The sequence below is a fragment of the Streptomyces sp. NPDC051243 genome, from assembly GCF_044455405.1.
Taxonomy (GTDB): Bacteria; Actinomycetota; Actinomycetes; order Streptomycetales; family Streptomycetaceae; genus Streptomyces.
The window spans coordinates 110,870-131,034 of the sequence record NZ_JBITES010000004.1 but is presented as its reverse complement, the minus strand read 5'-3'; the positions used below and the strand labels follow the sequence as shown (position 1 = coordinate 131,034).

General features: G+C 68.1%; 17 protein-coding genes. 7 read left to right on the top strand and 10 right to left on the bottom strand.

Annotation, left to right across the window (positions count from 1 at the left end):
• Positions 1–3: 3 nt before the first annotated feature.
• From yidC to rsmG, 3 genes are all read left to right on the top strand, one after another.
• Positions 4–1,269, top strand: a complete 1,266-nt coding sequence (gene yidC / locus ACIBAG_RS11155; RefSeq protein ID WP_399103540.1) for a membrane protein insertase YidC — start codon at positions 4–6, stop codon at positions 1,267–1,269.
• A gap of 15 nt (positions 1,270–1,284) precedes the next feature.
• Complete coding sequence (locus ACIBAG_RS11150; protein WP_188290077.1) at positions 1,285–1,797, top strand: R3H domain-containing nucleic acid-binding protein; 513 nt, start codon at positions 1,285–1,287, stop codon at positions 1,795–1,797.
• Positions 1,798–1,920: 123 nt separating this feature from the next.
• On the top strand, positions 1,921–2,637 hold the full coding sequence (gene rsmG / locus ACIBAG_RS11145; protein ID WP_399103538.1) for a 16S rRNA (guanine(527)-N(7))-methyltransferase RsmG: 717 nt from the start codon (positions 1,921–1,923) through the stop codon (positions 2,635–2,637).
• Positions 2,638–3,531: 894 nt separating this feature from the next.
• On the opposite strand, the gene ACIBAG_RS11140 is transcribed toward rsmG, so the two are convergent.
• Positions 3,532–3,669: a hypothetical protein gene (locus ACIBAG_RS11140; protein WP_399103536.1), complete on the bottom strand. Its 138-nt coding sequence runs from the start codon at positions 3,667–3,669 to the stop codon at positions 3,532–3,534.
• A gap of 661 nt (positions 3,670–4,330) precedes the next feature.
• On the opposite strand from ACIBAG_RS11140, the gene ACIBAG_RS11135 reads away from it, so the two are divergent.
• The 3 genes from ACIBAG_RS11135 to ACIBAG_RS11125 all read left to right on the top strand — a co-directional run bounded on the left by ACIBAG_RS11135 (position 4,331) and on the right by ACIBAG_RS11125 (position 7,437).
• Complete coding sequence (locus ACIBAG_RS11135) at positions 4,331–5,404, top strand: ParA family protein (protein WP_078504155.1); 1,074 nt, start codon at positions 4,331–4,333, stop codon at positions 5,402–5,404.
• On the top strand, positions 5,401–6,498 hold the full coding sequence (locus tag ACIBAG_RS11130) for a ParB/RepB/Spo0J family partition protein (protein ID WP_399103534.1): 1,098 nt from the start codon (positions 5,401–5,403) through the stop codon (positions 6,496–6,498). The genes ACIBAG_RS11135 and ACIBAG_RS11130 overlap by 4 nt, the downstream gene beginning before the upstream one ends.
• Before the next feature lie 321 nt (positions 6,499–6,819).
• Entirely contained in the window at positions 6,820–7,437 is a 618-nt protein-coding gene (locus ACIBAG_RS11125) for a GNAT family N-acetyltransferase (protein WP_399103532.1), read from the top strand.
• A 77-nt stretch (positions 7,438–7,514) separates the two neighbouring features.
• Here the strand turns inward: ACIBAG_RS11125 and ACIBAG_RS11120 are convergent, their stop codons facing one another.
• From ACIBAG_RS11120 to ACIBAG_RS11085, 8 genes are all read right to left on the bottom strand, one after another.
• Positions 7,515–7,946 (bottom strand): hypothetical protein, encoded by a 432-nt coding sequence (locus tag ACIBAG_RS11120; protein WP_399103530.1) that lies wholly within the window; start codon positions 7,944–7,946, stop codon positions 7,515–7,517.
• A 101-nt stretch (positions 7,947–8,047) separates the two neighbouring features.
• Positions 8,048–8,380 (bottom strand): thioredoxin, encoded by a 333-nt coding sequence (trxA, locus tag ACIBAG_RS11115; RefSeq protein WP_399103528.1) that lies wholly within the window; start codon positions 8,378–8,380, stop codon positions 8,048–8,050.
• A 41-nt stretch (positions 8,381–8,421) separates the two neighbouring features.
• Complete coding sequence (gene trxB, locus ACIBAG_RS11110; protein WP_031484654.1) at positions 8,422–9,390, bottom strand: thioredoxin-disulfide reductase; 969 nt, start codon at positions 9,388–9,390, stop codon at positions 8,422–8,424.
• A 170-nt stretch (positions 9,391–9,560) separates the two neighbouring features.
• Positions 9,561–10,484 carry an anti-sigma factor family protein gene (locus tag ACIBAG_RS11105; protein ID WP_399103525.1) on the bottom strand — a complete coding sequence of 308 codons (924 nt, stop codon included), beginning with the start codon at positions 10,482–10,484 and terminating at the stop codon, positions 9,561–9,563.
• A complete protein-coding gene (sigM, locus tag ACIBAG_RS11100) occupies positions 10,481–11,221 on the bottom strand; it encodes an RNA polymerase sigma factor SigM (RefSeq protein ID WP_399103523.1) in 741 nt (246 codons plus the stop codon). The genes ACIBAG_RS11105 and sigM overlap by 4 nt, the downstream gene beginning before the upstream one ends.
• Positions 11,222–11,242: 21 nt before the next feature.
• Positions 11,243–12,943, bottom strand: coding sequence for a protein kinase family protein (locus ACIBAG_RS11095; protein ID WP_399103521.1), 1,701 nt, complete (start codon positions 12,941–12,943; stop codon positions 11,243–11,245).
• A 137-nt stretch (positions 12,944–13,080) separates the two neighbouring features.
• A complete protein-coding gene (gene murJ, locus ACIBAG_RS11090) occupies positions 13,081–15,336 on the bottom strand; it encodes a murein biosynthesis integral membrane protein MurJ (protein ID WP_399103519.1) in 2,256 nt (751 codons plus the stop codon).
• 45 nt (positions 15,337–15,381) lie between these two features.
• Positions 15,382–17,799, bottom strand: coding sequence for a DUF6049 family protein (locus tag ACIBAG_RS11085; RefSeq protein ID WP_399103517.1), 2,418 nt, complete (start codon positions 17,797–17,799; stop codon positions 15,382–15,384).
• 269 nt (positions 17,800–18,068) lie between these two features.
• Here ACIBAG_RS11085 and ACIBAG_RS11080 point away from each other — a divergent pair, with 269 nt between their 5' ends.
• Positions 18,069–19,517, top strand: coding sequence for a CCA tRNA nucleotidyltransferase (locus ACIBAG_RS11080; RefSeq protein ID WP_399103515.1), 1,449 nt, complete (start codon positions 18,069–18,071; stop codon positions 19,515–19,517).
• Between the two features lie 89 nt (positions 19,518–19,606).
• Here ACIBAG_RS11080 and ACIBAG_RS11075 read toward each other — a convergent pair whose 3' ends face one another.
• Positions 19,607–20,143: a hypothetical protein gene (locus tag ACIBAG_RS11075; RefSeq protein WP_399103513.1), complete on the bottom strand. Its 537-nt coding sequence runs from the start codon at positions 20,141–20,143 to the stop codon at positions 19,607–19,609.
• Positions 20,144–20,165 lie beyond the last annotated feature (22 nt).

Below are 20,165 nucleotides of genomic sequence, written 5' to 3'. Positions count from 1 at the left end.
TTAGTGGACACGATTGCCAGCCTCTTCAGCTTCATCACGACACCTGTCTCCTGGGTCATCGTCCAGTTCCACAAGGTGTACGGCGCCCTCTTCGGCCCTGACACCGGGTGGGCCTGGGGCCTGTCCATCGTGTCCCTGGTGATCCTGATCCGTATCTGCCTGATCCCGCTCTTCGTGAAGCAGATCAAGGCGACCCGGGCCATGCAGACGCTGCAGCCCGAGATGAAGAAGATCCAGGAGCGCTACAAGAACGACAAGCAGCGCCAGTCCGAAGAGATGATGAAGCTGTACAAGGAGACGGGCACCAACCCGCTTTCCTCGTGCCTTCCCATCTTGGCGCAGTCGCCGTTCTTCTTCGCCCTGTACCACGTGCTCAACAGCATCGCGCAGAACGAAAAGGTCGGCGTGATCAACGACCGGCTGCTGGAGAGCGCGCAGCAGGCCCATATCTTCGGTGCCCCGCTCGCCGCGAAGTTCACCGACAGCGCGTCCAAGGTCGAGGAGCTCGGCTCCTCGATCACCGACGTCCGCATCGTCACCGCGGTCATGATCATCCTGATGTCTGCGTCGCAGTTCTACACGCAGCGCCAGCTGATGACGAAGAACGTCGACACCACGGTGAAGACGCCGTTCATGCAGCAGCAGAAGATGCTGATGTACATCTTCCCGATCATGTTCGCCGTCTTCGGTATCAACTTCCCGGTCGGTGTCCTCGTCTACTGGCTGACCACCAACGTGTGGACCATGGGCCAGCAGATGTACGTCATCCACAACAACCCCACTCCGGGTTCCAAGGCCCAGGCCGCTTACCTGGAGCGTCTCACCAAGCACGTCACGCACCACGGCAAGGCCCGCAGGCGCAGCGAGCGTGCCATCATCAAGGCGATCGTCGCCAAGGGCCGTGACCGCAACGACTACGAGCGCAAGTTCATCAACGGCCTGAGCAAGGCGGGCCTCGCGGCGCAGTCCGACGGCAGCGTGGTGAAGAGCGAGGGCGCTGTCGCCACGGTGACCGAGGACGGTACGCCGACCACCGGCGCCGCCAAGCGTCAGCAGCCGAAGCGGCAGACCAAGGCCCAGCGTCAGTCCGGCGGTCCGAAGGCGGCCGGCGAACCGACGTCGCTGCAGAAGTCCGACGAGCCCCAGGACGCCAAGCCCGACGCTGCCAAGAAGGCCGCACCCAAGCCTGGTAGCGGCGGCCGCAGCAAGGCCCAGTCCGGGCAGCGCAAGGGCGGTCCGCAGCGCCCCAAGTCCCCGTCCAAGAAGTAAGAAGGAGCCCATCCCGTGACGGAAGGCACCACCTCCGCCGCTGCCGAGGGTGCAGACACCCTGACCCGCCTGGAGCAGGAGGGCGAGATCGCGGCGGACTACCTCGAGGGTCTGCTCGACATCGCCGATCTCGACGGCGATATCGACATGGACGTCGAGGCCGACCGCGCCGCTGTCTCGATCATCAGCGACGCGGGGAGCCGAGACCTGCAGAAGCTGGTCGGGCGTGACGGCGAGGTGCTGGAGGCGCTGCAGGAGCTCACGCGCCTGGCCGTGCACCGGGAGACCGGGGACCGTAGCCGGCTGATGCTGGACATCGCGGGTTACCGGGCCAAGAAGCGTGCCGAGCTCTCCGAGCTGGGCGCCAAGGCCGCCGCCGATGTGAAAAACACCGGCGAGCCCGTGAAGCTGAAGCCGATGACACCGTTCGAGCGCAAGGTCGTGCACGATGCGGTCAAGGCGGCGGGCCTGCGCAGCGAGTCCGAGGGCGAGGAACCGCAGCGGTTCGTCGTTGTGCTCCCCGCCTGATCGGCCCGTACGTTCTCTCCGGCCCCGTCTGTCCGCAGGCGGGGCCGAACTTTGTCAGCCTGATAGTTCTGGTGGTTCTGGTGTCGGCGCCCGGTGCGCCGGTCGTACGGAAGGACGGTCCCCGTGACGGAGGCAGCGGAGCTTCCCCCTGCGCCTGAGCAGGCACGTGAGGTGTTCGGCGGTCGCTTCGCTGATGCGGTCCGCTACGCCGAACTGCTCGCCGAGGCGGGTGTGCAGCGTGGCCTGATCGGCCCGCGTGAGGTGCCCCGCCTGTGGGAGCGGCATCTGCTGAACTGTGCGGTGCTCTCCGAGGTTGTTCCCGAGGGCGTGACGGTGTGCGACGTGGGCTCGGGTGCCGGCCTGCCCGGCATTCCGCTGGCGCTGGTCCGTGAGGACCTGAAGATCACGCTGCTGGAGCCCTTGCTGCGGCGTACGAACTTCCTGACGGAGGTCGTGGAGCTGCTGGGGCTGGACCATGTGACGGTCGTGCGTGGTCGCGCCGAGGAGGTCATGGGGAAGCTGCAGCCGGTGCATGTCGTGACCGCGCGGGCGGTGGCTCCGTTGGATCGGCTGGCCACGTGGGGGATCCCGCTGTTGCGCCCGTACGGCGAGATGCTGGCGCTCAAGGGTGACACCGCGGAGGAGGAGCTGAAGAGCGCGTCGACGGCTCTGAGCAAGCTGGGTGCGGTCGAGACGTCGATCCTCCATGTCGGGGAGGGCGTGGTGGATCCGATGTCCACGGTTGTGCGTGTCGAGGTCGGGGAGAGCCCGGGCGGTGTGCGCTTCGCGGCGAAGCGGGCCAAGGCCGCCAGGACCGGACGCGCCCGACGGCGCCGCTGATCCTGCGGTCCTCCGGTCCTGGTGGACCGGTGCATCGCCGGGCTCTGCGGTGTCCTGCTCGGGGACAGGACACCGCAGAGCGGGTGCGGGATTTGTGAGTGCCGGCCGTCGCTTCTTTTCGGTGAGCAGGTCCCATGAGCGCGCGCGGCGCGTGGCGATGAGCAGGGAGCACAGCCACGCAGACAGCGCCACCACGATGACGACGGTGTCGCAGCTGACCAGCAGTCCGGTGGTGACGTACGTCGGTCCTCCGTTGCTGACCGGTGCGGTGAGCCAGGCGGCAACGAGTGGGCCGGCGAGTCCCCCGGAAGCCAGGGGGACCAGCACGGGCCACAGTGCCGTGCTCCGCACGACCCAACGGCGCTCTGGTTGCGATGGGGGACGTCGGCGGTGATGTCTTCCTCCTCGAGCGCCGTCGCGCCGGCCCCGCGGGGGAAGACCTGGTAGCCGATGGCCTTGACGTCGGGGACGGCAAGGTTCTGACCGCCGGGGTGCACCAGGGCCAAGGTGCTGGCGGGTTCCGCAGCGGCCTGCTCCGGTGTTGATCCGGGAGCCCAAACGTGGGGGCTGCTCCCCAGGTGCCACTTGATCAGTTCCTGCAGGCGCGTCCGCAGGCAGCCGGTCGAGGCGGACAGGCTCGGCCGGACACCCAGCTCATGCGCGAGCTGGGCGCCCGACTACGCTGCGCCCGATCCGGTCGAAGCTTGCCCGGCTTGCGGTGTTCTGCCGACCGAACAGGCCTCGCACGCGACGGCTTGCAGGACGGCGATGAGCATTACGGTCACACCGGCGGCCAGGCGGGCAGGGCTTCCCGGACACGTGGTGGCCAGACGAAGCACATGCGCAGCCTCGGGTCGGAGACGAACTCCGGCCCGCCCCTGGCCAGCAGAACCATCAGCGGGCACAGCCGGCCAGCTGGGTGGCATGGGTGCCTAGCCAGGAACGGAGCCGACGCGCGGTGGCCGGAGCGGGCGGCGGGCCGACCAGAGCGGCACCCAGAGCGGCACCCAGCACGGCGACAGCAGCGGCCATCGGTCCGAGCGCGAGCAGCCATCCGTAGGCGCGAAGATCCGCGTCGCTGTTCCTGATCCGGGCTCAAGTCCGGGCGAGATCATGCCTGCTGACCACCCAATGCCAGTGACGACCTCGGTGGGCTGCCGCGGGCTCAACTCGGCAGCGGGACGCACATAGGCAAGCCACTCGCCGGGATCTTCCAGCCCTCTTGGCTGATGGCTTCTGCCGGCTTGTCATAGCGTCGCTCGATGTGTTCGCCCACGCCTGCCCTCAGGAGGGCGGGGGACAACATCGACTCACCGGGGCCGGCCAGTGACGCACCCCTGGGGGCAGTGGCGCGTTTCCTGAGTGCGTGGTGGCGTTACTGCGGGGTGGCGGCGGAGCGGCCGACGGGTCGGCATACTCCACACAAGCAGCCAAACGTATGCATAGCGGGGTGTCGCGTAGGTGCCGACCTGGCGGCTGTGCATCGTTGTTTCACGTGAAACGTCGCTCACTGCTGCACGGCATCATCAGCCGGGGCCGCGCCGCGGCCGAACCGCGCGACCGTAAGCCCCTCGGTTCTCTCGGAGAGGATGCTTCCGATGACACTCCGTACCCCCTGAGGGGGGCGGAGTTTTCCACAGAGGTGGATTTCTCCACAGAACACCAGGCCTCACTGGTTCACGACCCCGAAGACATGGGAGGCTCTGTTCATTGCGAGCCTGAAGTCGAGGAGAGTGAATCCTTGCGGTCCGACGCCAACATCGCGGGACCGATGACCGATCCGGTCCCCGGTCCCCGAACCGAGTCGATGGGGGAGGATGTTTCACGTGAAACACCGCCCCCGATGGACGACACTCCCATCGGTCGTGCTGCCCAACTGGCGGTGGAGGCACTAGGCCGCGCCGGCGAGGGCCTGCCACGGCCCGAGCAGACCCGCGTCATCGTGGTCGCCAACCAGAAGGGGGGCGTGGGCAAGACGACGACGACCGTCAACCTTGCCGCGTCGCTTGCCCTGCACGGCGGCCGTGTGCTGGTCATCGATCTCGATCCGCAGGGCAACGCGTCCACTGCCCTGGGGATCGACCACCACGCCGAAGTCCCTTCCATCTACGACGTATTGGTCGAGAGCAAGCCGCTCGCGGAAGTTGTCCAGCCGGTCCCCGATGTCGAGGGTCTCTTCTGTGCCCCTGCCACGATCGATCTCGCCGGTGCGGAGATCGAGCTGGTGTCTCTGGTGGCACGTGAGAGCCGACTGCAGAGGGCGATCCAGGCCTACGAGCAGCCGCTGGACTACATCCTGATCGACTGCCCGCCCTCGCTCGGCCTGCTGACAGTCAACGCGCTGGTGGCCGGCCAGGAGGTCCTGATCCCGATCCAGTGCGAGTATTACGCGCTGGAGGGCCTGGGCCAACTGCTGCGCAACGTCGATCTCGTGCGGGGGCACCTGAACCCCGCTCTGCATGTATCGACGATTCTGCTCACCATGTACGACGGCCGGACGCGGCTCGCGTCCCAGGTCGCGGACGAGGTGCGCAGCCACTTCGGAGACGAGGTGCTGCGGACGAGTATTCCGCGCTCGGTCCGTATCTCCGAGGCGCCGAGCTATGGACAGACGGTGCTGACCTACGATCCAGGATCGAGCGGTGCGCTGTCCTATCTTGAGGCGGCACGAGAAATCGCGCTGAAGGGTGTCGGCGTCAGTTACGACCCGACGCACGCCCATATCGGCGCACAGAGCAACCCGAGCATGGTGGAGGGGATCCAGTGAGCGAGCGACGGAGGGGTTTGGGCCGTGGTCTCGGCGCACTGATCCCTGCAGCACCGACGGAGAAGACGGTGGCCCCGGCCCCGGTGGGGGGCGCTTCTCCCACATCCCCGGCCGCTGTCCCGGTGCTGTCCGAGCGCGGAGTGGCCGCGGCCAAGGTGGCCACGCTGCCGCATGTTTCACATGAAACCGAGGAGCCGTCACTGAGCGGCCCCCTGGAGACGCCCGCATCTCCCATGGGCGCGCACTTCGCGGAGATCCCCCTCGATGCGATCACGCCGAACCCACGACAGCCCCGTGAGGTCTTCGATGAGGACGCTCTGCAGGAGCTCGTCACCTCCATCCAGGAGGTCGGTCTCCTCCAGCCGATCGTCGTACGGCAGATCGGTCCCGCACGCTACGAACTCATCATGGGCGAGCGGCGCTGGCGGGCCTGTCGTGAGGCCGGTCTCGACGCGATCCCGGCGATCGTGCGGGCCACGGACGACGAGAAGCTCCTCCTGGACGCGCTCCTGGAGAACCTGCACCGTGCTCAGCTGAACCCGATCGAAGAGGCCGCTGCCTACGATCAGCTACTGAAGGACTTCAACTGCACGCACGACCAGTTGGCGGATCGCATCGGCCGTTCCCGGCCGCAGGTCTCCAACACCCTGCGTCTGCTGAAGCTCTCGCCCAAGGTCCAGAACCGGGTGGCCGCGGGAGTTCTCTCCGCCGGGCATGCGCGAGCCCTTCTCTCCGTCGAGGATCCGGAGGAGCAGGAGCGGCTGGCCTACCGGGTGGTGGCAGAGGGTCTGTCGGTCCGGTCCGTCGAGGAGATCGTGACCCTGATGGGCTCGCGCCCGCAGAAGACGCAGCGTTCCAGGGGGCCGCGGGCCGGCTCTGTGCCCTCCCCGGCGCTGTCCGACCTCGCGACCCGGCTCTCGGATCGCTTCGAGACGCGCGTGAAGGTAGAGCTGGGTCAGAAGAAGGGCAAGATCACCGTCGAGTTCGCCTCCCCGGAGGATCTCGAGCGGATCCTCAGCACGCTCGCTCCAGGCGAGAAGTTGGCTCTCCAGAGGAGCCTTCTGGATGATGACGCGGAGGACTCCGAGGGCTGACGCCCAGGTGGCCGGCTGTTGCCTTCCGGCCTGCCAGAGCGGGCCGTGTCCGGTGTGTACCGGAACACGGCCCGCTCTTTGCTTTCTGGCTGGTATCGATGGAATCGCATCATGGATACGATGCGTTCGGGTATGGCGCAACCACCTGGCAGACCTCTTAGGGGAGGCGGGGTCCATGCGAACGGTGAGCCGCACCGGACTGGTGAGCGCGGGTCTTGGGCTGGGCGCGGTCGGCGGGTTCGTCGGCAGCCTGCTCAGGGAACGCAACGCCCTGACAGCCGCTCGCGACGCCGCGGGCGAAGGAAGCGAGGAACAGCCTTCATGGGGCGTCGGCTCGTACCGCTCACGCTGGACAACCTTCAGGACCTTCCCAAGCGTTGCCGCGCGTGTGTCTTCTGGGAGTTGGACCCGGTCAGCGGTGAAGCCTCGGTAAAAGCGGGAACACCCGCCCTTGAGAAGGAAGCCTGGATCTCCGCGGTGCTGCTCGACTGGGGCTCCTGCGGACGGGTGGTCTACGTCGACGACGTACCGGTCGGCTTCGTGCTGTACGCGCCCCCGGCCTATGTCCCCCGCTCGACGGCGTTCCCCACAAGCCCTGTCTCTCAGGATGCCGTGCAGCTGATGACAGCGTTCATCATGCCGGGCTACCAGGGCCAGGGACTGGGCCGGGTGATGGTTCAGACGGTCGCCAAGGATCTGCTGCGGCGGGGTTTCAAGGCGATTGAGGCCTTCGGCGATGCGCGCTGGAAAGAGCCGGCATGCGTTCTGCCCGCAGACCATCTCCTGGCTGTGGGCTTCAAGACGGTGCGTCCGCATCCCAGCTTCCCGCGTATGCGGCTGGAGCTGCGGACGACGCTCTCTTGGAAGGAGGACGTGGAGCTGGCGATCGACCGGCTGCTGGGGGCTGTGCAGAAGGAACCTGCCCTCCGTCCTCTCTGACGCTTGTCCCGCAATGATCGATTAGGCGAGGCGGATGGTCTCTGTGGCCGTGATCATCAGCATGGCTGTATCGACCGTCAGGGCTCCGGAATGAAGGCAGGCTCGATGCCCATCGCGGCAACGCCCTCCCGCACGGAGCGGTCGAAGTGCTTGATAGCCGCCTCCAGCACATCCCAGGTGGTGGGGAAGGTCCAGAATTCCGGGTTGAGGATGGAGCCGACCCGCCAGCCGTCATCAGAGTTCACGATGCGGATGAGCCCCTTCTCCGCCTGCATCGAGTCGAGCTCGAAGTCCTCACGGCCGGCAGCCGGACTCTGAAGCCAGAGCGCCAGGTGGTACGCCAGCTCGGCCACGGGGAATGCCTCCTCGGACCACACGACCCGCCCCTGCTCCCGGATGGAGAGCTCTGCTTCGATGTCGAGGAGAAGCACCGCCAGGGGAGCCTCCTGCGGGGTGAGTCCGCGCCGCGGCAGATCCGAGAGCCCAAAGTTCTGGCAGACGAACCGCATCGCCTGACCTCCAAGAGATCTGAGGCCCTCAACACTGGGGCCTTCCTGAGACGAATGGGCCAACCCGCAGGGGTTGGCCCATTCGTGTTTCACGTGAAACGTCAGTCGGCGATGAAGTCCTCAAGGTCGCGGAGGATCGCGGCCTTCGGCTTGGCGCCCACGATGGTCTTGGCGACTTCGCCGTTCTGGTAGACGTTCAGCGTCGGGATGGACATGACGCCGTACTTGGCGGCCGTACCCGGGTTCTCGTCGATGTTGAGCTTGACGATCTCGATCTTGTCGCCGTGCTCGGCGGCAATCGCCTCGAGGGACGGCGCGATCTGGCGGCAGGGTCCGCACCAGGCGGCCCAGAAGTCCACCAGGACGGGCTTGTCGCTCTTGAGGACGTCCTGCTCGAAGGAGTCGTCGGTCACATTCTTCAGGGTGCCGGCCACGGCGGGCTCCTTAACTGTTTGGTGCGTGGGGCGGGTGGGGGTCAGACAGCGGTCTTCTCGGGCTCGGCGTTCTCCTCGTCCGCGAGGGCGGCGAGGAAGCGCTCGGCGTCGAGGGCAGCGGAGCAGCCGGTGCCGGCTGCAGTGATCGCCTGGCGGTAGGTGTGGTCCACGACGTCGCCGGCGCCGAAGACACCGGTCAGGTTGGTGCGCGTGGAGGGGGCATCGACCTTGAGGTAGCCCTCCTCGTCCAGCTCCAACTGACCCTTGAACAGCTCCGTGCGCGGGTCATGGCCGATCGCGATGAACAGGCCGGTGACCGCCAGATCCGACAGCTCGCCGGTCTTGACGTTGCGCAGCTTCAGCCCGGAGAGCTTCTGGTCGCCCTGGACTTCGGCGACCTCGCTGTCCCAGACGAACTTGATCTTCGGGTCGGCGAAGGCGCGGTCCTGCATCGCCTTGGAAGCGCGGAGGGTGTCCCGGCGGTGGACGATCGTCACGGACTTGGCGAAGCGGGAGAGGAACGTCGCCTCTTCCATCGCGGTGTCGCCGCCACCGATCACGGCGATGTCCTGGTCCTTGAAGAAGAAGCCGTCGCATGTCGCGCACCAGGAGACACCGCGGCCGGAGAGGGCGTCCTCGTTCGGGAGGCCGAGCTTGCGGTGCTGCGAGCCGGTGGCGACGATGACGGCCTTGGCACGGTGGACCGTGCCCGCGGTGTCGGTGACGGTCTTGATCTCACCGGTGAGGTCGACGTTGACGATGTCGTCCGGGACGAGCTCGGCTCCGAAGCGCTCCGCCTGGCCGCGCATGTTGTCCATGAGCTCGGGGCCCATGATGCCGTCCTGGAAGCCCGGGAAGTTCTCCACCTCGGTGGTGTTCATGAGCGCACCACCGGCGGTGACGGCGCCCTCGAAGACCAGCGGCTTCAGCGACGCGCGCGCGGTGTAGAGCGCCGCCGTGTAGCCGGCGGGCCCGGAGCCGATGATGATCACGTTACGGACGTCGCTCACGGCTTGATTCCTCGTCTCTGGAATGCGTCGTCGGACCGGTGGGAGCCCCTTTCAGGACTCTCACCCCACCCAACGGATCCTAAGGGGCGCGCATTCCCACTGTGTCCGGGCACACGGTGACGCGTTATCGCACGCGTTGCCGCCCAGGACGGAGACGAACCGTCGGACCCTCAGGGGCGAGCGTAGGAGTCCTTGAGGAGGACCTCAGCCTTGGTCGACGCAGGATGCTTCACACAGGTCGCGTCCATGACGTAGACGGTGACCCGGTTGACATCAGAGGCGTCGGGCAGCACGACGAGCAGAGCGTTCCTGCCTTTGTAGACGCCTTCCTCGGTGGCGAGGGCGCGGTCGCTGCGGCCGATGCCTTTGCGGACGCATTCGGGCACCGTGTACTCGCGGAAGACTCGGGGGCCCTCGGTGTCGGCCCCGCCCTGAACGCCCAAGCTGTGTTCCGGCTTGCGGGAGTTGCCCACGGAGCCGTCGCTCTTGGCGAGAAGATTGGAGACCTGCTTCTCCAGCTGTGCCGCGGAGAATGTGTCGGCGGTGGTCTGCCCGCCGTCGGCCGACGGACCGGCACCTGATCCGCCCATCAGCGAGGTCAGCAGCACGGAACCGAGTCCCAGAGCAGCGGCGGTGAATGCGGCGCTCAGTACGGCTACCTTCCGCCGCCCAATCTTCTTGTGGTTCTTGCGACCTGGTCCGGTGGTCGAGGAGCGGGGGTGCCCCGCTGGACGTCCTGCTGCCGATGTTTCACGTGAAACACGGCTGCCGTCGTCCGTACCGGAGGCCGAGCGAACGGGGCCGACGAGCTTCGGCTGGTCGATGTCATCGGGCGCCGTGGCGCTCAGCAGAGCCTCTGCGGCAAGGGCGGCATCGATGCGTTCGGCGACGTCGTTGGGCATGCGTGTCGGGCCGGGGAGCGTGCCGAGCAGCCCCCGGATCTCCTCCAGCGATGCGTGAACGTCGGCGCACAGTTCACACTCGTCCAGATGCCTTCGTAGGTCGGCGGTCCTGGACGGGGGGAGAAGGCCCTCGGTGAGGTCGGAGATCTCGGCGACGTCCGGGTGCCCGGCCGTGTCAGTCGTGGATGTCACGCTCGCCCACCTCCGCCCTTCACTGCAGCTGAATCACTCGGCCCGGTATCTCGCGGATCCGTGGCTTGTGGCGCCGTGGCATGTGGATCCGCTGCCGGTGGGACGGATGTCCCCTGGGTCCGGTTCCGCCTCACCCCGGGATCCTTGCCATCACCGGTGCTTTCCGGCCGGAGATGGGTGAGGAGGGGTTGGAGTCTGGCTCTGCCGCGCGCGCACCGGCTCTTCACGGTGCCCGTGGGCACGTCGAGGATGCGAGCCGCTTCGGCGACGGGGTACCCCTGCATGTCCACCAGGACGAGCGCCGCCTTCTGATCGGGCGGCAGTGTGCCGAGCGCCTCAAGGAGCTGGCGGTGGAGATCGTTGCGCTCCGCGGGCGCCGAGGCGGACTCGTGCGGCTCCAGTAGCTGCTCGAGGCGCTCTGTGTCGTCGACCGGTGAGGTCTTCCGGGAGGCCGCCTTGCGGGCACGATCCAGACAGGCGTTCACCGTGATCCGGTGCAGCCATGTCGTGACGGCCGACTGGCCCCGGAAAGTGTGGGCGGCCCGGTAGGCGGAGACGAGGGCGTCCTGGACGGCGTCAGCGGCTTCCTCACGGTCGCCCAGCGTGCGCAACGCCACCGCCCAGAGGCGATCGCGGTGCCGCCGCACGATTTCACCGAAGGCGTCGGGGTCCCCGTCGACATGGCGGGCGAGAAGGTCCTGATCGCTTGTGTCACGGAATGCGGTGCCATCTGCCATCGGACCCCCTCCCCCTCGGTCTCAGCTGCTCACCTTGACGTCCGCGATCCTGCCGCGGAACTGCCCGTCGTCCACCTGCTTCGGCAGGTTGGTCAGCCACACCAGAAGATAGCGGGCCTTGAGGGACTCGCCGGGCTTGAGCGTGACACTCGTGCCGGCACCTTCGGCCACCTGGGCGTAGCTCTCGAGGGCCATGGGTGCGGAACCTGTGTCACCGGAAGCGGCGCGCAGTTCGACGGAGGTGTCGCCTACGAAGGTGATGGTCACCTTTCCGACGTCCTGGACCTTGCCGAGATCGAGGATGACTCCTACGCCGGACTTCAACCGTCCGAAGTCGGAGCTCGAGTACCAACTCGTCTGCCAGTACGAGCTCGGATCGTTGTCGTAGATGTTGTCTATGTCGCGCGGATTCTCGCCGTCCGAGCCAAGCGGGTCGAAGTCATGGACACCCGCGATGGCGATGGGCCGGCTGGCCGGCTGTGTCGGGCTCTTGTCGTCGTCGCCACCGTCCGTCGTCTGGGTCTGGTTGGTGTCCTCCGACTTGTTGCCCTGGTCCATCAGAGCGTCCGCCAGCTGCCAGCTGCCAAGGCCCAGGGCGGCGATCAGGAGGGCCGACACGGCCCACTTCAGGGCCTTGCCGGTGCGGCTCTGCAGCGGGGGCGGCGGAGTCGGCACCGGCTGGGTGGCGCCAGGATGCTGCGCAGGGCGGCCGTACGTCCCCTGCTGGTAGGTCGTGCGCTGATAGTCCGGCGGGGCCGTGAACGAAGGCTCCGGCGGGCGGATGCGGGGCATCTCGCCGATCGCCTTCACCAGCTCCTCCGGCGTGGTGCACGCGGACTCGTGCCGGGAGGCCGTGGCGCCGTTGTTGGCCAGCGCGCGCATGGTGAGTTCGGACAGGCCCCTGTGAACCCCGGCGCGCACCTGGTCCGGGGCGATCAGACCGACGTCCTTCGGCAGCCCGGTCAGACCGTAGGCGTCGCTCTCGTAGGGCCAGCGCTGGGTGAGCGCGGCGTACAGCAACGCGCCGATGGCTTCCGTGTCGGTGCGCTGCGGGGTGTCGGAGCTGATGCCGCGCAGCGCGGCGTTCACCGCGAGGCCGCGGATGCGCCACTGGCCGGACGAGGTGCGCAGCACGGCGTTGGGGTTGAGACGGAGATGCGCCAGGCCCTCGCGGTGCGCGGCGGCCATGGCAGCGGACACCTGGGTGACCATCTGGTAGGCCTCGTACACCTCCAGCGGGCCGGAGGCGAGGAGCGTGCTCAGCTCGGTGGCGTCGGGGAGCCACTCGTGGACGACGTAGACCAGGTCGTTCTCCTCGACGGCGTCGAGGACCTGGACGAAGCGGGGGTCGCCGAGCAGTGCCGACGAGCGGGCCGCGGCTAGAACGGAACGGGCTCGCGCATGGTCGGCCGGCAGGACATGGACGCCGACGGCGCGACGGAGTTTCTCGTCGACCGCGCGCCAGCTGCTGAAACCGTCCAGACGGGTGACGCAGTCCTCGAGGCGGTAGCGTCTGGCGAGTTTGTGACCGCTGTGCAGTTCGGGTGGTGAGGCCTTTCCGGGACCATCGGTCCCGCCACTCCCCTGTGCCTCGTCGGTGTCCGTGTCCCGCTCCCGATTCTTGGCCACCCCGTCGGCCGTGGACTGGTCCGCCTGTGCGGTCAGCGGCTCGTCGCCGCTGTTGTCTGCCACGTCGACGGCAGCCGTGCTCCGTTCCGCCACCGTCGTTCCTGCCTCCCCATCCGTTGCGCGCCGTCCGACTCCATGCGCGCCGTCCGACGCCGAAACCAATTGTGCCCACAGTCCGCCGCTATGCACGACACACGGTGGCGGACGATGGTTGTGCGCATACCCCCGCTTCAGCGACCCAGGCGCCCGCGGACCATGCCGACCAGTGAGTTCAGCTCCTCGATGCGCATCTTGCGGGCGGCGACGAAGAAGACCGCGAACAGCACCGCTCCGCCGGCCAGCAGGGCGGCGGAGGAGCCGAGGACACCCTGACCGAGGGTCCGGGCGATGCCGTAGCAGGCCGCACCGCTCAGCAGCGCCGCGGGCACCGAGGCGATGCAGAGCCGGGCGTACGTCCGCATCACGCGGGCGCCGTCCAGGTCGCCGCCGAGCTTCTTGCGCAGCCGGTTCCAGGCGACGCCGACGCCGATCATGTAGGCCAGGCCGTATGCGGCGGCCATGCCGACCACGGCCCAGCGGGCCGGGAGCAGCAGGTAGCAGAGCACCGACGCGCCCGCGTTGCCCACGGCCACGATGACCGTGTTGTAGAAGGGAGTGCGGGTGTCTTCGTACGCGTAGAAGGCTCGCAGCACGACGTACTGCACCGAGTACGGGATCAGGCCGAGGCCGAAGGCCATCAGCATGAAGCCCATGTTCGTGGCCTCGCTCGTGCCCGAGGTGCCGAACATGAGCGTGCACATCGGGATGCCCAGCGACACGAACCCGAAGGCGAGCGGCACGATCGCCACCGCTGTCGTGCGCAGGCCCTGGGAGATGTCGTCGCGTACGGCGCTCGAGTCGTCCTCGGCGGCCGAACGCGAGATCCGGGGCAGCAGGGCGGCCATCAGAGAGACGGTGATGATGGCCTGCGGGAGACCCCAGATGAGCTGTGCGTTGGCGTAGGCGGCGTAGCCGGTGCCGTCGACGCCGGAGGCGATGCCGGCGGAGGTGGACAGCTGGGTGACCACGAGCGCACCCGCCTGGTTGGCCAGGACGAACAGGATCGTCCACTTGGCCAGCATGGCGGCCTTGCCGAGGCCGTGGCCCTTCCAGTCGAAGCGCAACCGCAGCCGGAAGCCGGTCTCGCGCAGGTAGGGGATCATCGCCAGGGCCTGCACGACCAGGCCGAGGAGAACACCGACGCCCAGGAGCCGCTGGCCTTCCGGCGGGATGTTCGTGACCTGCATGCCGGAGTGCTCGGCGGTGCCGTACACCCACAGGAACGCGCCGAGCGTCACGATGATGACGATGTTGTTCAGGACCGGCGTCCACATCATCGCGCCGAAGCGGCCGCGGGCGTTGAGGATCTGGCCCATCACCACGTGGACGCCCATGAAGAAGATCGAGGGCAGGAAGTAGCGGGTGAAGGTGACGGCGACGTCGTTGGCCGCGGGGTTGCCGGCCACCGGGTTGGACAGCGCCCGCACCAGGTACGGCGCGCCGACCATCGCGAGTGCGGTGAGTGCCGCGAGCGCCACCATCACCAGGGTCAGCAGGCGGTTCGCGTAGGCCTCGCCGCCGTCCTCGTCGTCCTTCATGGCGCGCACGAGCTGGGGCACGAAGACGGAGTTGAGGCCGCCGCCGACGGTCAGGATGTAGATCATCGTCGGCAGCGTGTAGGCGACCTGGAAGGAGTCGCCGAGCAGGCCGAGGCCCAGAGCCGAGACGATCATCATGGAGCGGACGAACCCGGTGAGCCGGGAGACCAGCGTGCCCGCCGCCATCACCGCGCTCGACTTCAGCAGACCACCGACCCGTCCGCTCTTCTTGCCGGCAGGCGCCGGCGCGGGTGCCGCCGCGGGGCCCGGAGCCGGCGCGCCGGACTCGGCCGCGGCAGGCGGCGTGGCAGAGCCTTGGTAGGGGCCCTCGGCGGGCGCCGGTGAGGGTCCCGGAACCGCCGGTTGCTGGTAGTGCGGATGACCGCCCTGCTGCTGGTCCCGGAAGAGATGAGCGAAGGCGTCGTGTTCCTGGCGCGCCTCGGTGGAGTGCGTGACGAGGTCGTCGACGCCGACGTACTGGGTCGTACGGTGATCGTCGCCGTACGGCAGGTACTGGCTCGGACCCTCCGGCTCGGGAGCCGGCGTCTGCGCCCACACGTGCGGGTCGGGGGCGTACGGCGACTGGGGCGGCTGGGCGTACAGCTGCTCGGGCGGCGGGTAGGTGCCCGGCGGGGGCGGCGGGTGGGCGGCACGGTCGTAGAGCGCCTCCGCGACGGGGTCCTGGGCGGAGAGGCCCTGTGCCCGGTAGGGGTCCTGGTCGTAGGCGTCCTGGAGGTACATGTCCGCGGGGTGCTGCGGCGGCACCTGGCCCGGCTCGGGCGGCGGGCCCTCGGGGTGGCCCGAGCCGCCCGCGGCCTGGCCGCGGTCACCGTCGTACGGCGCGTTCATGGTTACCCCACCTCATCGTCCCGGGCCCACCGGCCACGACATCGCTCAACGGTCCACTCTCTCACCCGTGCCGGACGGGTCTGCGTTTTCCGCTGGGGTGTCCGGTGTCGGGTCACTCGGCTGCCCCGGGGCGTCTGCCCGGGTTCCGGTGACGGATTCCTCTTTGAGGAGGTCCTCCGGCGTGAGACGGTCTTCGGTGCCTTCCGGGTTCTCCGGGTTCTCCGGGTTCCCTTCGGTCTCGCTCGTCTCCTGGGCGGAGTCCTGCTCGGCCTCACGGGCCGCCGCGCGCTTGCGCTGCGTGTACATACGGAAGCCGGCTAGGACGAGGAGGAGGAAGCCGCCGCCGATGACCAGCATCACGGTGGCCGTGAACTCGGTGACCCTCACGTCGAAGGTGACGGGTGCGCCGTACGGCTGGCCGTCCTCCGTGAACAGTTGGGCGACCACCGTGGCCTGGCCGTTGGCCTGAGCCGACGTGGGGAACTTCACCGTCTGGCTGTGCCCGCCGGAGACCGTGACGCGCTGCTCGTAGAAGCTGTCGCCGCCGATCTCGAGGCGCCTCGGGCTCTTGGACGTGAGCCGCAGCACCAGGTGCTCGACGCCCTGCACCAGGTTGTTCTGCACGGTCACGGGGATCGTGGCGCTGCGCCCGGAGAGCTTTGTCTCGGACTTCTCGATCAGCGTGACCTGGCCGGCCAGGGAGTCGATGTACGCCTCGATCCCGTTGCGGTAGTCGGCTGCCTCGGGGGAGCGGCCGCGCCACGACGTGGACATCTCGCGGTTCATGGCCCGGCCGAAGGGGGTCACCACGCGGGACTGCCTGCTGAGGATCACCTTGAAGTTGTCGAGCTTGTCCTGCGTGGTCGCGATCTGCTCGAAGGCCGCGCGCGGCAGCTCCTGCTTGCGCAGGGAGGAGGAGTACTGGGATGCCGCCGGCACCTTCGTGGTGGCACCGGAGTCGGGCTTTGCGGTGGCCGCGGCCGTGAGTTCCTGGGACTCGGACCACGTGCTGTCCTGGAGCGCCGTCACCGCCTCGGCCATCGCCTGGGCCTGGCTCGCCGTAGGCATCCGCTGCGGGGCGACGACGATGCTGCGCTGCTTGTCCGTCTGGAGGTTGAGGGCCAGGCTCTGGGCGAGGAACCTCTGCACCGCGAGCGTCGAGCTCGACGCCCTTGTCAGGTTCCCCTGGAACGCCGTCGACATCCGTGCGTCCGCGACGACCGCGGTCGTCCCGCCGCCGATGGGGCGGGCGGCGGACGGCGTGTAGGGCAGGCCGCCGGTCTCCACCAGGCTGTCGCTGCGGGCGATCACCTTGTCCGCGCCGGCGGATGTGGCGACCTTGACGATGGACGGGTCGACGGCGCCGTTCACGGGCCAGGCGAAGTCTGTGGTCGGTTCCACATGGAGGATCGAATCGACGGTGTCGGCGGCGACGTCGGTGGCCTCCTTGAGGTGGCTCAGCGAGCCGGTGACGTTGGTGCCGTTGTGCGCCAGGGACGCCACATCAGGGTCGGCGAAGGGCAGGGCGACGATCTCCTTGTCCTGCACCGCCTCCTGCAACTCGGCCAGCCACTGCCGGGCGACCTCGCGATGGGCGCCCGCGGTGGTCGTGTCCCCCTCGCCCTCGACGCGATAGCTCTCCGCCATCGCGTCCACGGAGGCCAGCAGGTCGGGATCGATCACCCACGTGACATCGAGCTGCTTGCCCAGCGACACCAGCTGCTGCAGACGGCCGCCCGCGGCGATCTCCTCGGCGAGCTCGTCGTCGCTGAAGACCGGTGTCTGTGACTCGTTCGACCCTGTCTGCGCCGTCATGTGCGCGGTGGAGACGAGTGGCCACAGAACCGTTGTCCGGGTCCTGGTGTCGGCCCCGTCGGGCTGCCACGGCAGGAACGTCCGCTTGATGCCGAGCACGTGCTCCCAGGGCTCGGCGGACGTCTCGCCGGACAGGGAGACGGCGAATTGGTAGACGCCGTCCCCGCCGAGGTCCAGCTTGTCGACCGGCACGGAGATGCTGAAGCGGTGGGCGACGCCCGGGGTGAGCTTGGAGAACTCCTTGACGTACTTCCCACCCACCGGGTCGCCGTCGAGGCCCGCCTGGTAGTCGGTGCGCTCGGCGACCGTGTCGATCTCGGAGCGCGTGTTCAGGGCGGGGCCCAGGCGCAGGTCCACCTGGGCGTCGGTGACCGCCTGCTTGCCCTGGTTGGTCACCGTGCCGGACACGGTCAGTGTGTCGCCCTCACCGGGAACAGTCGGAGTGAGCGAATCCACAGCGATGGAGACCGGGCCCGAGCCGGAGGCCGCCTTCAGGGAGTCCTGCCCGGCGGCGTGCGTCGGCGCGGCGGCGGGCAGCTGGAGCAGGCCGGCCAGCAGAGGTGCCCCGGCGAACAGTGCCCCTGTCCGCCGCATCCACCGGCGGGCAGGTGAGGGACTCGTCCCCTGGAAGTCTGCCGCCTCGGCCACGCGCTCGCCCGTCCCTCGTCGTCGTCAGTGGTCGTCGGAATGTGCGTCCACGCATGGTAACGATGCGCGCTGAGGGGAAGTGCCGCGGAGTGCTCCGCAGGATCGGTCCGCCGCGCCGGACCGTCCCCTATGTGCAGGTATAAAGAGGAGCGTTTCCCTGCGCCTCAAGAGCAGTACTTGTGCGCGTATGGATAGAGGTGTCCGTGCGCATGGTGTGCACATTCAATGGAGGAGCTCGCTGCCGCCAGGGCCACGTACCCTCTTCTGTTGTGCCGAACGCCAACGAAGACAAGCCCAGTGTCCTGAGCCAGGTGCAGCACCGCGCGGTGAGTGAACTGCTGCGGGTCGCCCCTGTCGCCGACGACCTAGCCCGCCGATTCCAGGATGCCGGGTTCTCACTCGCCCTGGTCGGTGGGTCGGTCCGGGACGCGCTGCTCGGCCGGCTCGGCAACGACCTGGACTTCACGACCGACGCCCGCCCCGAGGACGTGCTGAAGATCGTGCGGCCGTGGGCCGACGCCGTGTGGGATGTCGGGATCGCCTTCGGAACGGTCGGGGCGCAGAAGGACGGCTATCAGGTCGAGGTCACGACCTACCGGTCTGAGGCCTACGACCGGACCTCCCGTAAGCCCGATGTCTCGTACGGCGACTCCATCGAGCAGGACCTCGTCCGGCGCGACTTCACGGTGAACGCGATGGCCGTCGCGCTGCCCGAGAAGGAGTTCATCGATCCCCACGGCGGGCTGGAGGATCTTGCGGAGCGTGTGCTGCGCACTCCGGGCACTCCCGAGGAGTCCTTCTCGGACGACCCGCTGCGCATGATGCGGGCGGCGCGTTTTGCGGCGCAGCTCGACTTCGAGGTGGCTCCTGACGTTGTGACGGCCATGACGGAGATGGCCGGGCGCATCGAGATCGTCTCGGCGGAGCGGGTTCGGGACGAGCTGAACAAGTTGATCCTCTCCGCCCACCCGCGCAAGGGCCTGGCGCTGCTGGTCGACACCGGGCTCGCCGGGCATGTGCTGCCCGAGCTGCCGGCCCTGCGGCTGGAGAGCGACGAGCACCACCGACACAAGGACGTCTACGAGCACACGCTGATCGTCCTGGAGCAGGCGATGGCGCTGGAGGAGAACGGGCCCGACCTGACCCTCCGGCTGGCCGCGCTGCTGCACGACATCGGCAAGCCGCGCACGCGGCGCTTCGAAAAGGACGGCAGGGTCTCCTTCCACCACCACGAGGTGGTCGGCGCGAAGATGACCAAGAAGCGCATGACCGCGCTCAAGTACTCCAACGAGCTGGTGAAGGACGTCTCACGTCTGGTCGAACTCCACCTGCGCTTCCACGGGTACGGCACCGGAGAGTGGACGGACTCCGCTGTCCGCCGCTACGTCCGTGACGCGGGCCCGCTCCTTGACCGCCTCCACAAGCTGACCCGCTCGGACTGCACTACGCGGAACAAGCGCAAGGCGGCCGCCCTGTCTCGCGCCTACGACGGACTCGAGGATCGGATCGCCCAGCTCCAGGAGCAGGAGGAACTGGACGCCATCCGCCCCGACCTCGACGGTAACCAGATCATGGAGATCCTCGGCGTCGGCCCGGGGCCGGTCATCGGCCGCGCGTACAAGCACATGCTGGAGCTGCGGCTGGAGAACGGGCCGATGGGGTACGACGAGGCGGTGAGTGCGCTCAAGGAGTGGTGGGCGCAGGAGCCGGAAGCCTGAGTAGAGCTCGATAGACGAAGAGGGGCGCCATGTTTCACGTGAAACATGGCGCCCCTCTTCGATGTTTCACGTGAAACACCAGAGGTAGATCAGACGGCCTTGAGGCACAGCAGGAACTCGTCGTCGCTGGTGCCCGTCTTCATCGTCTCGGTGTAGACGCTGGTGGACCCCTCGACCTTGCTGCACTCGGTCTGCGCGGTGAGCGACGTGTAGTGCCCCTTGATCTTCTTGAGCACCTTCACCTCGGCCTCGGGCGAGGAACAGTCCACGACCTCCAGCGTGTCGTCCGAGACTGATGACGAGGGAGCCTTGAGGCAGTCGCCCTCCGCGGCGTTCTTGGCGTCGTCCTGGCTCATTATGTAACCGACGATGATCATGATGCTGACGATCACTGCGGCGCCGACGTTCTTGATCGTCTTTAAGTTGAACCTGCGGCCCGGCTGCTGCGGCGGAACGGGCGCATACGGTGCCGCCCCCTGCGGGGGAAAGCCCGGCTGGCCCGGCTGCTGTGGGTAGCCTCCCTGGGGCGGGTACGGAGCCTGGGGCTGGCCGTAGGGCTGCTGAGCTTGGGCATACGGGTTCTGGCCCTGGGCGTACGGGTTGCCCTGGGGCGGCGGAGTTGTCACTTGGGGTTCCCCCTGGAACATG